The organism is Bradyrhizobium sp. CCGUVB1N3, from assembly GCF_024199925.1.
Classification (GTDB): Bacteria; Pseudomonadota; Alphaproteobacteria; order Rhizobiales; family Xanthobacteraceae; genus Bradyrhizobium.
Genome location: NZ_JANADR010000001.1, coordinates 6,880,289 through 6,892,090, shown reverse-complemented (window position 1 = coordinate 6,892,090; position 11,802 = coordinate 6,880,289). Strand labels below are relative to the sequence as shown.

The following is an 11,802-nucleotide window of genomic DNA, read 5'->3' as shown; positions in this document are numbered from 1 at the left end:
GCTCCTCGCAGTCGGCCGCGAACACGACGCGCTTCCACGGCCGCCTTCGAAAATCGCCCTTCAAGGCAGCCATCCTTCCTCGTGTCCGATCTGGCCAGCGTCGTGGATGAACAGCCGCCCGTTATCGTCCTCGATGACGTAGCGAATGGCGCCGCTGCGCTTGATCACGACGGAAGCGAGCCAGCCCTCGTAGGCGTAGTCGTTGCCGGTAACGGTGAGCCGGACCGGCGGAAAGACCTGCAGGACGGAAGGATTCACTGCGCCGCCCATACGATCAGGCCGATGACAAGCGCAACCACCACGACGATCAGCAGGACCTTCAGGCCCTCTCTCGTGCTCAGATACATTTTCGCCCCCTATGCGATCAGCGTCTCGATATCGATGGGCCTGGACGCGCGATCCCGCGAGCGCAGGCCGAGCAGCATCGCGAGTGCCACAGCGCCGTCGATGCGAAACCGCGCCTTGTCCTTGTCGAGCTTGCGGTTGCCAGCCGGGTCCATCGTGGCTACCGCGTTAGCCATATTCCAGTTCAGAATCGGGTTGTTCGGGTGCTTGAGCCGTCGCTCGATGATCGTCAGCTCCAGCGCGTCGATGGCCGGACCCATGTCCTTGTAGCCTTGGCCCCACGGCACCAGCCGCAGGCCGTCGCCTTTGTCGCCGTCCTGGAACGCCTGCAATCCGATGCGGTCGAACTCGCGCAGCAGATCGTTGATGCGCCAGCGATCATAGGCGAGGCCCTTGACGCGATAGCGCTGCGTCAGCTCGGCAATGAACAGCGCAATCGCCTCGGGATCGATGGTGCGCCCGGGCGAGAGCTTGAGGTGTCCGGCCTCGGCCCATTCGCGATAACGCTGGTTGCCGGTGCCGAAGTCCCGCGCCGAATGCTCCAGAATGAGATCGCGCGGCTTCCAGAAGTAGGGCAGCACCCGCGCTGGCTCCGCGACCGAGCCGACCAGGAGCGCAGTGAGATCGACGACGCTCGACAGATCGAGCGCGAGATAGACGTCCTCTCCGGGCGCGATCTCGACCGCATCAGCGCAGGCCATCCACTCGGCGCGGCTGATCAGCGACGAGACCGGCGACACGCGCTGGTTCAGAAACAGGTTGCGGACCTTCGGCTCCTCGGCGGGCATTCGCATCGCCTTGCGGATCGCCGCGACGAGGTCCTCGCGATCCCTGAACTTGCCGAGCGCCGGGTTGGCCTTGACCCACTGCTCTTCGTTGTCCAGGGCGCAATCATCATCGGACGCATAGAGGTGGCAGACGATGGCCGGATCGACACCGGACAGGCCGTCGTCGATCAGCTTCGACAGCACATGCTCGGGATCGTTCGACTGCGTCGAGATCGTGATGAACAGCGGCTCGGTGCGCGCGCCGAACGAGGTATCAAGCACGTCATAGAGATCGCGGCTCTTGGCCTGCGCCAGCTCGTCATAGATCACCAAGCTCGGCAGGTAGCCGTGCTTGGTGCCCGCTTCAGCGGAGACGGCGCGATAGATCGAGCCGGTTCGCCGCGCGACCATCGTTTTCGTCGAGGGGATCACCTCGATTTCCTCGCGCAGCTCTGGCTCCAGATCGACGATCTGCCGCGCGAATTTGAAAACGATGCCCGCTTGGTCGCGGTCGTTGGCAGCGGAATAAATCTCGCCGTTGACGATGGCCTCGGGGCCGACGAGGTGCGCGAGCGCGATGGCAGCGATCAGCGCCGTCTTGCCGTTCTTGCGCGCCATCGAGAGGATCGCGCGGCGCACCGCACGGTTCAAATCGATGTGCGGCTCGTAAATGTCGCGGATGAACTCTTTCTGGAACGGTAGCAGCTTGAACGGCGCGCCTTGGCCGGTGCCGCTGGGCACGGTGAGGCGTTCGATGAAGTCAATGACGGCCTTGGCGCGGCGCCTGCCGTCCGCAGAGCGCCTAACCTGCGAGGAGGCCTGCAAACTTGCTCAGCCTTGCCGGTTCGGCGCCGACGCCGGCGGCGATCCGGCTGCGAGCTGCGGGCGTCAGCCCGAACTCGGTGGCGTAGCGGACCATGTCGGCCGCCGCCTTGCGCGCGATCGAGATCAGCGGATTGACTGCAGCGTCGCCGTACTTCGTCTTGATGATCAGGCCGTTCATGACCGGATCGTTGGCCTGCATTTTCGCAAGCGCCTCAGCCGCCATGCGCCATTGCGCATAGGCGAAGCAGTAGGCAGCGAGCGGCTGCACGTCGACCTTGGTAAGCAACCCGAGCCGGTGCAGCTCCTCTCCGGTGCTCCACCATTCGTCGGCCGCGTAGCCCGAAATGAACGGCGGCGGATCGGGCACGTTGGGCGCGATCAGCGGCTGCGGCTCGTTCTTCGGCAATGGCCGCTTGCCTGGATTCCCGCGCAGCACTTTCAGCTGCGTCGGCAACGGACGCCCAGTCATTGAATCGCCTCGCTCTTTTCGGCGAACGTCGGGCCGTTCTCCAGCCGCGCGTCCTCGCCAGTGAAGTTCTGCCAGCGCCGTATCGCGATATCGACGTAGGCCTCCTTGATCTCGATCGAGCAGCACGCGCGGCCGGTCATTTCCGCCGCGATGATCGTGGTGCCGCTGCCGACGAACGGGTCGTAGACCGCCTGTCCGACCGAGGAATTGTTTTCGATTGGGCGCCGCATGCATTCGACCGGCTTCTGCGTCGAATGGATTCCCTGATGGCCGTCAGGGCCTTCGCGAACCTGCGCCCAGCCATTCGGCACGCCGATGTGCCAGACGGTGCCTTGATCGCGGCCGGCGGCCCAGCGCCCGGGCTTGCCCTTGCGCACGGCGTACCAGCACAGCTCGTGCTGCCAGTGATAGTCGCCGCGGCCGATGACGAAGTGCTCTTTCGACCAGACGATCTGCGCGCGCAGCCCGAAGCCAACCGCGAGCAGCGAATCCGCGACCTCGGCGCTCTTCAGCGCGCCGTTCCAGATGTAGGCCACGTCGCCGGGGAACAGCGCATAGGCCTCGCGCCAGTCGGCGATCTCGTCGTTCGTCACCTCGCCGAGCGCGCGGGCGCCAACGAGGGTGCCGTTCTTGCGGCGGACCCGGTTGCGCCACGCCGGATCGTAATCGACGCCATAGGGCGGATCGGAAACCATGAGGTGCGGCGCGATCCCGCCGAGCGCGAGCGCAACGTCGGCCTCGTTGGTCGCGTCGCCGCAAACCAGGCGGTGCCGACCGAGCACCCAGATATCGCCGCGCCGCGTTATGACCGTCCCTTGCGACACGGGCGTCGCGTCGGGATCGGTCAGCCCACCGGACGGATTCGACAGCCGCGCGATATCGCGGTCCGAAAACCCGACCAGCGGCAGGTCGAAACCCATGGCCGCAAGATCGGCAATTTCGATCTTCAGCAGCGCCTCGTCCCAGCCCGCGTTCTCGGCGAGCTTGTTATCGGCGATCACGTAGGCGCGCTTCTGCGCCTCGGACCAGCCGCGAGCCACCATAACCGGGACCTCACCCAGCCCTAACCGCTGCGCAGCTAGGACTCTCCCGTGCCCAGCTATGATCGACCCGGCTTCGTCCACCAGCACAGGCGCCGTCCAGCCCCACTCGCGGATCGAGGCCGCAATCTGCGCGATCTGGTTTTCCGAATGCGTGCGGGCATTCCGGGCATAGGGCACGAGGGCCGATATCGGGCGCCGCTCCACCCGATCAGCTGGCCAAGGGGTTCCGGGCAAGCCCGGGGGAACCGGCTCGGAACCGGGGCTGTAACCCATTGAGCGTCCTATCTTTCAGGGGGATAGAAGGGTTTTCTATTTCGGCGGCGCTGGTTCCGGCGGCCCTTTCAGGCGGGGAAAACCGGGAACGCACTTGCCGCAGCAGCGAAGGCGCTAAGTGAAATTGCCGAGTTTACCGTTTTTCGGCCAAAGCCTTGAAGCTTCGCCGGTTTTCGGCCGGGGAAAATTCTTTTCTTGAGCGATTTTTGCTAACCGCGGCCGTTAAAATTGCGGCGCCGCCGCGCTCGGAAATTTTAGCGGGCTACCTTTTTCCCTATCCCCCCCGCCCGGAGAATGAAATCTCCCCGAGACTTCTAGGGTTTAAGCGCACTTCAATGCAAGTGCTTGCTGCTAAGTGACTTCGGGTGTTCGGAAGGCAGGGTTTAGCTGATCTAACCGACATCGCCTTGGAACCCGAGCTTCCAAACGTGGAATGTTCGTCTATCGCTGGTTCCGTTCATTTAGGCTTGGCCGCCACGGCGGTAAATCTGCTCGATCTCAGGCATTTCAACCAATCGTAGGCCGTCTCTGATCGTCACGGTTTTCCGATCAGCATCACTCAATTTTTCCATCACAAACGTGGCCGCCTGCTCCAGGCTATCGCATTCGCATGTGCTGGAGCTCGGATTGCCTCTACTGTGCTGAGCCTGATCCTCAGTCGACCGCCATCCCACAATGACCAATTTCGACCTCCCGTATTGCCAAACCGGGTGCTTATCAACGCTAAGCTATTGAGCGGAATCACTTTATCCGTTGTTGAAGCTATCTACTACCGCTTTGCTAGCAGCCCCTGCAGATCGAGGGTGGCGCTGGTGGATACGGAGGCAGATCGTCGACTTGGCTACCTTGGGTGGGGAAAGCCAAGCGTGCCGCTGCCTCCGAGCAGTCAGGACAGCGGACGTGAGGCTATCGAGGAAGGGGATCAGCAGCCTAATGATCGCCACCACGGCGACGATGACGATCAGCCAAACGATCAGTTGTTCCAACCATCCAAGCGTGAAGCACATGGTCAGCCTTTCCGCAAAGATCGTCCAACCGGCATGCCGTTGATCAGCACACGCACGCGCACCCCATCAGGCGCGGCAACGTCGATGGTGACGGCGGGCTTCGGTTGCGGCCTTGGCGATGGCGGTGGCATGGGCTGCGCCGATCCTGATGCCCATTGCTCGATCAGCTGGGTCGCTGGCCCGTCGTAGCTGTTGATATCGCACGGACCGATGCCGCTGATGGAATGCGGCGACGGTCCATAGACGCCATCGGTGTACTGCCAGAGCCAAGGCGCTGCCCAGCTTTCCTGCGTCTCCCACTCCGACCCGTACTGCGCAAGCCATAGACGCCGCGAGCCGAAGAAGGGATCGCGCCCGTCGATCAGCTCTTTCGCTGTGTTGCCGGAATAGATCACGCATTCGCCTGGACGACCCAGCGCGGCCTCGACCTTGCTGATCCATTCCTTCGCGTCGTCGGCCGACATGGTGTCGCCGCCGTTGTCCTCCCAGTCGAGGCAGAACAGCTCGTCGGGATCGGGCGCAGCGAAGGCGAGATAGTTCGCGATCTGGCCGCCAACATCGCTGGCGTCAGCGAAATGGTACGAACCCCATTTCAGGCCAGCCGCCTTCGCAGCGTGCTGCTGCTGACCGTAGGTGTCGTCGGTGTAGCCTTGGCCTTCGGTCGCCTTGTAGATCACGCCGACAATGCCAGCGCTGCGCACGGCGCGGTAATCATCAGCCGGGTCCCAGTGCGAGAGATCGACCGCGAGCGGGTTGATCGTGTCGCTCATTTCAGCATCTCCCTGATGGCTTCGCACTCTTCGACCACGGTGACGAATTTCCCATCGGCTGTGTTGATCATGCAGCGTACCTGCTCGGTGAACGCCCGGTTTGGATCATCGGCGTCGTGTGCCTCGCGCATGGTCGTGATCTGCGCCGGGTTGACGATGATCTCGCGCCCATCGACCGTGTGCAGCACGACAAGGGCGCCGACCGCGAGCGCGATCACGCGACCAGCGAGCTGCCTCATGCTGCAATGTCCGCAAAAAAACCGATCCCGCAGAAACGAGATCGGCTCAAGAAGTTTTGGTGTGTTCGTCTCACTACGGGCGCCGCCCGATCGAGCGCATGGCTCTGGCCTCGGGCGCGTGCGCGTAGCAGACACCCCTTTTTTCAGGGCGTCAACGAAATTTTTTTCGACGATGTTGTGGCAACGCTGGAAAGATGCTCGGCAACAGGTCTTCGCGTAAATCGAGTTTGTTCAGCCGAATGAGACGCTTGGTGACTTCTTTCCGAAGCCTCGCGCGCGCTTCAGCATAGCTCATTCCGAGGCCAAATTTTTTTGCTTCAAGACGCCACTCGCGATAGGCAGCATTGAACCAGGCCAACTCACCCGAAGCATTTGACTCGCTGATTTGCGTCGCAACGCGCTCAACAGCGACGTGGACGCGCTCCATAGCGGTCTCGTGGCGTGTCAGCACAATTTCGCGCTCGGCAGCGACAGTTTCGATCAATCGCGCCGCAGTTTCGCCGCGCGCTGTAAGCCTGCCGTCAGTGTTGTGGCGCAAATTGGCGTTCACGGCCGAGGCGATCTTCTCCGCAGCATGGCGATCCCTGACCCAGAAGGCAGCGGTGATTTCGAACGAGGGCCACTTCGCCTGGATTGCCCGCTGCGTCCGTTCGAGATCGCGCGAGGCGCCGACAATGGCCGGTTCGCCGGAAGGCGCCGTCGCGATGTAGATCGCTGCCACGCCAAACACGATCAGGTACTCGCGCTCGGCGCCGCGCGGCAATTCGAACTCAATGTCCATGTTCCTTCTGCTGTTCAGCCTCGGGCCGCAGATAGGCGATGAAAAGCTCCAGCTCGTCCTGCAGATGCTGCGCGAGCGCCTTGCGGTTTTCCTCCGTGTTAATTTTTGCCGTCTCGTCGGAGAGGAACAGCTCGGCGAGATCATAGACGCGCGAGTCGTAGCTCATTCGCTCCTCCTTGCCTCTTCGTGGATCAGGTGCAGCACCTCGGTCAGGCGGGCGTGATACTGGATGCCGATCTGCCCGAGGTCTGCCGCGAACTCCTTGTCGTTGTTCAGCTCCATCAGGAACGCGGTGATGGCGACGCGAACCGACATGCTCTGGCCCATTGTCAGCGTGTGGCCGTCTATCGTGATCGTTGCTTCCATCAGAACACCGGAGCCAATTCGTCACGGAGACCAGCGGCGATGATCTCGCAGCCGCGATCATGGCGGTCGCGCCACGTCTCGGCGAAGCCGCCGCGCCGGTTGGCCACCCAGCTCGCGTCACGCTCGATCGAGCGCGCAAACGCCACAGCATTGACGGCGACCAGGAGCCAGCTGGTGCGCGCGAGATACTGCGCAGGCCAGCAGATCGCCGCCTCCATGCGCGTCACGTCGGCGTAGGACGGCAGCAGCCGCACCCGATTCTGCAGCCGCTGCGTTTTCTCGAGCTCGCCTTGCTCGGCCTGCGCCAGCATGTCTTCGAACTCGTAAGCGTAGGGCGGCCAGCTGCCGCCGTAGCCGCCGACGCCACCCATCGGCAAACTGCGCAGCGTCCGCATGGCCTCGGCGAGACGCTTGCCGACATGCGGGCCGTGCCAGATCGGCGGTGCGATATCTTCCAGCACCGCGTCTTCCAGCGGGTTGAACTTCAGCGGGTCGTCCCGCCGGATCAAAACGCAGTCCATCTTTACCTCCCTTCGTCAAACAGCGGCGCAGCTGCCTGCTGCTTCGATTTCTTTTTGACCAGATCGCATTCAGCAAACCGCCCGGTGTCAGTCTGGTATTCGAGGCCGAACTTCGTCGCGTAGCCCAGCTCTTCGAAGCGTGATTTCTTGTGGTGCAGCTCGGTGTAAAATTCGCGTTCGCCGCGGTCGTTGAACAACTGCGGCCGATGCACCACGAAGCCCTGGTCGACCATGTTGTCCCAGTGTTTCGAGCCGTGGATGTGCTCAAGCTCGGGCGGATCGCTGCGGCGATAACCGTCGCCAGCCTTGGCCGGATGCGCGAGAATCTGCACATGGCAGTCGAGATCGACGGCGAAGTTGTACAGCTCGCGCAGGCAGCGGCCGATATAGTCGGTTTCGCTTTCGCGCGGCTCGCGGCTCGCCTCCAGCCGATTCCACGGATCGATCTGCAGAATCTTCACGCTGTGCCGATGCACGGCAGCTTCGGCCTGCGACAGCAGCCATCCGAGATCGGGGCGCCGCTCCGGATGGGCCATGAACAGGTAGTGCTCGTTGATCCAGCGGTCCGCATCAGCGATCTCCCTGTCGGTCATCACCGATTCAAGCTTTCGGCTGAGCAGCGTGCGCAGCTGGCGCCGCAGATGCGGTTTCGGCCGCGTCTCGAAGCTCGCGATGCACGCGACCAGTTCGTGATACTGGACGACCTGAAACCAGACCTGCCCGAAGACCGTGGTTTTGCCCATGCCGGGATGGCCGGTGACCACCGACAGCGTGCCAGCCGCGAGCTTGCAGCGGTGGCCCCAGCTGTTGAAGCCCGGGGTCCAGATCGTCATCGGCGGCGGATCGGGAAGCTCGCTCATCCGATACAGGCCGCTCGTCGGCCACGGCATCAAGCCATAGAGCACAAGGTCGCGCACTGCCTGCGCGCCGTCCGTCCGCAGATGATCATTGGCATCCTTCGAACCCTCGGGCCATTCGACGAAATAGAACCGTGCGATGCCGAACAGCTGCGCCATGACGGCGCGCAGCTTCAGACCGGCGCTGTCCTGGTCGCCGCACCAGATGACACGCTTTGCCTTCGCAAGGCCGCTCTCCAGCGCCTCGATCACGTACTGATAGCTGCCGCCGCTCGCCGCCGGCGCCGCCAGCACCTGATCGACCGGCAGCCCGGATTCGACGAGCGCGCAGCCGTCGAGTTCGCCCTCGGCGATGTAGACGTCGCTCAACGGGCCATTGAGCACCGCCTCGATGTTCCAGAACGTCAGCGCCGTTCCCTTGCGCGACGTGAACGCCTTTTCCGGAAATGCACGCGCCTTCCAGCCTTCCGGGTACAGGAAGATCAGCGCATCGCTACGGCGGTTCAAATCGGGAAAAAACACGTTGCCGGATGCGACGGGCAGCTTGCGCAAGGTTTCTAAACTGATCTTGCGCTCGAGGCGCGCCCACTCGATGGCGTTGTCCGCCAGGCGCGACTGCATAACCTGCAAATCCGCAGTGGTGGCATTTGAAAATGAAACCATCGCCGACACTCGCTTGTTTGACCGACAGGCACTTCTGCGACTTGTGGTGCTTCCGCTGATGGCTGCACATGGGGCAGCGGAACGTCCCCGGCTTAGTGGCTCCCGTGCGGGTGAGGAGGTGCCAGTTCTCCTCCGGGTCCGGCTTGTGCATGGTTCGCCTCCCTTCGCTGTTGCCGTTCTTGCGCAAGCCGCTCGCGCACAGCGAGCGCCTTGTCCGCCTGCTTGCGGCGCTCGATGTCCGCCTCGACCGCGCGGCGCGCGGCCTCCTTGGCGTCTTCGCGTTTGACTGATGATTGCCGCTGCCCGTTTTCGGCGTGCTTCTTGCGAAGCCAGCGCAGCAGCCCGTCCTTGCGCTCACTAGGCTCGAAAGTATCCAGCCACGTCCGGCACGCGTGGCGAACCACGCCGCGAATGTTTTTGATCGATGGCAGTTCGGCTTGGAGCTGTTCGAATTCGTCGGCGAGGATCAAGACCGATCCGTCGTCGGAGACGAAGTCGTAGTTCCCGAGGACCCTGGTTTCTTGAATTCCCGCGCCGTCAGGCGCGGATTCAGAGAGATCGCTGCATTCTTTTCTAGTCTTCTCTTCTCTAGTCTTCTCTTCTCTAGTCTTATGCTGTTGCTGGTCGAACAGTGGTACTGTTGCCTGATCGTTATTTTTCAACGTGTTATTCGGCGGACCAGCATCAAACCTATCGCGAACCTCTGCCGAACCCCTCGCGGACCCCTTGGCAACCCCGGCCGAACCCCTACCACCTCTGGCCGAGGTTGCCCGGTGGTCGACGACAGATTCAAGCTCGGTTGCAGCGCGGTTGTTGTGGAGTCTGCCGTCGATCAGCTGCAGCTTTCCGGCGTCGATCAGGACCCGAAGGTTCTTCCGAAACGCGAGAACGTGCTGGTGGCAGCGGCCAGCGATTCCCTTTTCGTGCAGCGTGATCGGTCCCTCGTTGAGGTAGATCAGCTGGCAGACGACGTGATAGGCGCGATAAGGGCCGTCATCGAGGTCTTCGGTGCCGTCCATCCAATCGGGAATGTGGTGCTTGTAGAACGTCACCATCACGCCACTCCCTCGACGAGCTGAATGCGCCGGCCGATCCAGCGCATGACGTTGACCGCAAAGCTGTTGCCGAGCGCGCGATAACGCGGGCCATCGGCTGCGAGGCCACCGCGATAGGGCACCAGCGTGTAATCATCGGCGAAGCCCTGCAGGCGCTCGCATTCGTGCGGCGTAAGGCGCCGCACTTTCCAGGCGGCAAGCAGCGTCTCGTTCTTGGCGTCGCCGCGCCGGATCGAGGAGACGGCCCCGGCGACATCGAGCTCGCGCAGTTCGTTGCGCTGGTTCTGGGCGAAGGCGACGGCGAGCTGGCCGCCGGCGTTGGCGTGGCTCCTGTCGAAGTCCATCGCGCGGATCGGCGGCGCAACGGCGCCCACATCGGCGCCGTAGTCCTTGCAGGAGAAGGCGACGAGCGCGTCCTGGTCGCCCTTGTCGGCATCGGCCGACAGCGGCGGAAACACGTCGGAAGGCGCGCCATCCTTGCCGCGCGTGAAGTGCGACGGCTTGAAGGCAACCATCGTCGGGCCTTCGTCCATGGTGGTGTTGACGCCCTTCGTCATCCGGGCGGTCAGCGGATTGGCTACCTCGGGGACTAAACCGCCATCGACAAGGAAGTCGGTGCCCCAGCCTGCGCCGCCTGCATCAGCGCGTGCTTCAATTGTGGGGGCAATTCTTTGCCCCGGCGAGCGGCGCGGCGGATGATCCCAGCACAGGCTTTCGCGCTCAAAAAGTACCGCTGCGGCACGTCGCCAGTCTCCAAGATGTCCGACAACGATGACACGACGGCGCCGCTGGGGGACAGCGAAGGGGAATCCGTCCACTCGCACGTACTGAGCGTCAAGCACTCGGTAGGCGACGCCATACCCGAGTTCGACCAGGCCTCCGAGGATGGCACCAAAATCCCGTCCTCCGTTCGACGACAGGACGCCGGTGACGTTCTCCCAGACCAGCCAGCGGGGCCAATACCGCTCAGCAATCGCAAGATAGACGAGCGCGAGGTTGCCTCGGGGATCAGCCAGCCCAGCGCGAAGTCCTGCGATCGAGAACGACTGGCAGGGCGTTCCTCCGACGAGAACATCGACAACTGCATCGGGCCACTCCCTGAAACGGATGATGTCGCCGCGGTTCGGCACGCTGCGGTAATGGTGCAGCAGCACGGCGCGGGCGAACGGGTCGATCTCGGCGAACCAGACCGGAATGAATCCGAGCGGGTGCCACGCAACGGTGGCTGCTTCGATTCCGCTACAGACGCTGAGATAGCGCAGGCTCATGCGATCCTCCGTCGAAACAGCGGCGAGGTCTGCAGCGCGAGCTTCGGATCGAGGATCGAGGCTTGATAGTGCCAGAGCGCGAGCGCGTCGGCGGCATTGTCGTCGGCCGGCGCCCAACCCAGGCGGTGGCAGGTATCGATGGTCGCCTCTTTCGCGGCCCTGCGCTTGAGGTTGGCGCCGATGAAATGCTTGCGGATATCGGTGACGCGGGCCTCGCGCACGTCGTACCCGCGATCATAGGTGCGTTCCTCGACGATGGCGGCGAGTCCGATCAGTTGCCGCGCGGTCTCGGGGCGCCTCGGCCGCCCGACGAACAGCATCGGGTCCATCGGCGCTTCAAAGACGATCAGCTCGACGTCGTTGTGCGCATCGAGAAACTGCCCCAGCCAATTGCGGCAGCCCGCAAACACGGCGCCCATCGAGGCGCCCTCGCGCGCAAAGCGCACCGAGCCGGACAGCGGCGTTGCGTCGGTCGGCGCGCCGAGTGCCCCCCCCCCCCCCCACCTTCGCTTCCGGGGTCCTCACTTTGAGTTCGAGGGAAGAGGCTGGGGAA

14 protein-coding genes are annotated in these 11,802 nt (G+C 63.2%); all 14 read right to left on the bottom strand.

What is annotated here, in order from left to right:
* Window positions 1-60: 60 nt before the first annotated feature.
* The 14 genes from NLM33_RS32795 to NLM33_RS32730 all read right to left on the bottom strand — a co-directional run bounded on the left by NLM33_RS32795 (window position 61) and on the right by NLM33_RS32730 (window position 11,668).
* Window positions 61-258: a hypothetical protein gene (locus NLM33_RS32795; protein WP_254102485.1), complete on the bottom strand. Its 198-nt coding sequence runs from the start codon at window positions 256-258 to the stop codon at window positions 61-63.
* 98 nt (window positions 259-356) lie between these two features.
* Window positions 357-1,937, bottom strand: a complete 1,581-nt coding sequence (locus tag NLM33_RS32790; protein ID WP_254102483.1) for a terminase large subunit — start codon at window positions 1,935-1,937, stop codon at window positions 357-359.
* Window positions 1,915-2,406, bottom strand: a complete 492-nt coding sequence (locus tag NLM33_RS32785) for a phage terminase small subunit P27 family (protein ID WP_254102481.1) — start codon at window positions 2,404-2,406, stop codon at window positions 1,915-1,917. The genes NLM33_RS32790 and NLM33_RS32785 overlap by 23 nt, the downstream gene beginning before the upstream one ends.
* Entirely contained in the window at window positions 2,403-3,722 is a 1,320-nt protein-coding gene (locus tag NLM33_RS32780) for a site-specific DNA-methyltransferase (protein ID WP_256570568.1), read from the bottom strand. Before NLM33_RS32780 ends, NLM33_RS32785 begins: the two co-directional genes overlap by 4 nt.
* 1,009 nt (window positions 3,723-4,731) lie before the next feature.
* The gene (locus tag NLM33_RS32775) at window positions 4,732-5,499 is read right to left on the bottom strand and encodes a glycoside hydrolase family 25 protein (protein ID WP_254102477.1); all 768 of its coding nucleotides are present in this window, start codon (window positions 5,497-5,499) and stop codon (window positions 4,732-4,734) included.
* Complete coding sequence (locus tag NLM33_RS32770; protein WP_254102474.1) at window positions 5,496-5,738, bottom strand: hypothetical protein; 243 nt, start codon at window positions 5,736-5,738, stop codon at window positions 5,496-5,498. Before NLM33_RS32770 ends, NLM33_RS32775 begins: the two co-directional genes overlap by 4 nt.
* A gap of 151 nt (window positions 5,739-5,889) precedes the next feature.
* Window positions 5,890-6,501, bottom strand: coding sequence for a hypothetical protein (locus NLM33_RS32765; RefSeq protein ID WP_254102472.1), 612 nt, complete (start codon window positions 6,499-6,501; stop codon window positions 5,890-5,892).
* 7 nt (window positions 6,502-6,508) lie between these two features.
* A complete protein-coding gene (locus NLM33_RS32760; protein WP_254102470.1) occupies window positions 6,509-6,685 on the bottom strand; it encodes a hypothetical protein in 177 nt (58 codons plus the stop codon).
* Complete coding sequence (locus NLM33_RS32755) at window positions 6,682-6,885, bottom strand: hypothetical protein (protein WP_254102468.1); 204 nt, start codon at window positions 6,883-6,885, stop codon at window positions 6,682-6,684. Before NLM33_RS32755 ends, NLM33_RS32760 begins: the two co-directional genes overlap by 4 nt.
* Window positions 6,885-7,406 carry a hypothetical protein gene (locus tag NLM33_RS32750; RefSeq protein ID WP_254102466.1) on the bottom strand — a complete coding sequence of 174 codons (522 nt, stop codon included), beginning with the start codon at window positions 7,404-7,406 and terminating at the stop codon, window positions 6,885-6,887. Before NLM33_RS32750 ends, NLM33_RS32755 begins: the two co-directional genes overlap by 1 nt.
* Before the next feature lie 2 nt (window positions 7,407-7,408).
* On the bottom strand, window positions 7,409-8,926 hold the full coding sequence (locus NLM33_RS32745; protein ID WP_254106015.1) for a bifunctional DNA primase/helicase: 1,518 nt from the start codon (window positions 8,924-8,926) through the stop codon (window positions 7,409-7,411).
* Between the two features lie 92 nt (window positions 8,927-9,018).
* Entirely contained in the window at window positions 9,019-9,981 is a 963-nt protein-coding gene (locus NLM33_RS32740) for a DUF1376 domain-containing protein (RefSeq protein WP_254102464.1), read from the bottom strand.
* On the bottom strand, window positions 9,981-11,249 hold the full coding sequence (locus NLM33_RS32735; RefSeq protein WP_254102462.1) for a DNA cytosine methyltransferase: 1,269 nt from the start codon (window positions 11,247-11,249) through the stop codon (window positions 9,981-9,983). The genes NLM33_RS32740 and NLM33_RS32735 overlap by 1 nt, the downstream gene beginning before the upstream one ends.
* Entirely contained in the window at window positions 11,246-11,668 is a 423-nt protein-coding gene (locus tag NLM33_RS32730; RefSeq protein ID WP_254102460.1) for a hypothetical protein, read from the bottom strand. The genes NLM33_RS32735 and NLM33_RS32730 overlap by 4 nt, the downstream gene beginning before the upstream one ends.
* Window positions 11,669-11,802: the final 134 nt, after the last annotated feature.

Excerpts from the sequence above, each read along its gene's own strand:
- NLM33_RS32745 (WP_254106015.1), bottom strand. The coding sequence starts at position 8,926 with ATGGTTTCATTTTCAAATGCCACCACTGCGGATTTGCAGGTTATGCAG.
- NLM33_RS32740 (WP_254102464.1), bottom strand. The coding sequence starts at position 9,981 with ATGGTGACGTTCTACAAGCACCACATTCCCGATTGGATGGACGGCACC.
- NLM33_RS32730 (WP_254102460.1), bottom strand. The coding sequence starts at position 11,668 with ATGGGCGCCGTGTTTGCGGGCTGCCGCAATTGGCTGGGGCAGTTTCTC.
- NLM33_RS32755 (WP_254102468.1), bottom strand. The coding sequence starts at position 6,885 with ATGGAAGCAACGATCACGATAGACGGCCACACGCTGACAATGGGCCAG.
- NLM33_RS32735 (WP_254102462.1), bottom strand. The coding sequence starts at position 11,249 with ATGAGCCTGCGCTATCTCAGCGTCTGTAGCGGAATCGAAGCAGCCACC.
- NLM33_RS32760 (WP_254102470.1), bottom strand. The coding sequence starts at position 6,685 with ATGAGCTACGACTCGCGCGTCTATGATCTCGCCGAGCTGTTCCTCTCC.
- NLM33_RS32770 (WP_254102474.1), bottom strand. The coding sequence starts at position 5,738 with ATGAGGCAGCTCGCTGGTCGCGTGATCGCGCTCGCGGTCGGCGCCCTT.
- NLM33_RS32775 (WP_254102477.1), bottom strand. The coding sequence starts at position 5,499 with ATGAGCGACACGATCAACCCGCTCGCGGTCGATCTCTCGCACTGGGAC.
- NLM33_RS32785 (WP_254102481.1), bottom strand. The coding sequence starts at position 2,406 with ATGACTGGGCGTCCGTTGCCGACGCAGCTGAAAGTGCTGCGCGGGAAT.
- NLM33_RS32750 (WP_254102466.1), bottom strand. The coding sequence starts at position 7,406 with ATGGACTGCGTTTTGATCCGGCGGGACGACCCGCTGAAGTTCAACCCG.
- NLM33_RS32780 (WP_256570568.1), bottom strand. The coding sequence starts at position 3,722 with ATGGGTTACAGCCCCGGTTCCGAGCCGGTTCCCCCGGGCTTGCCCGGA.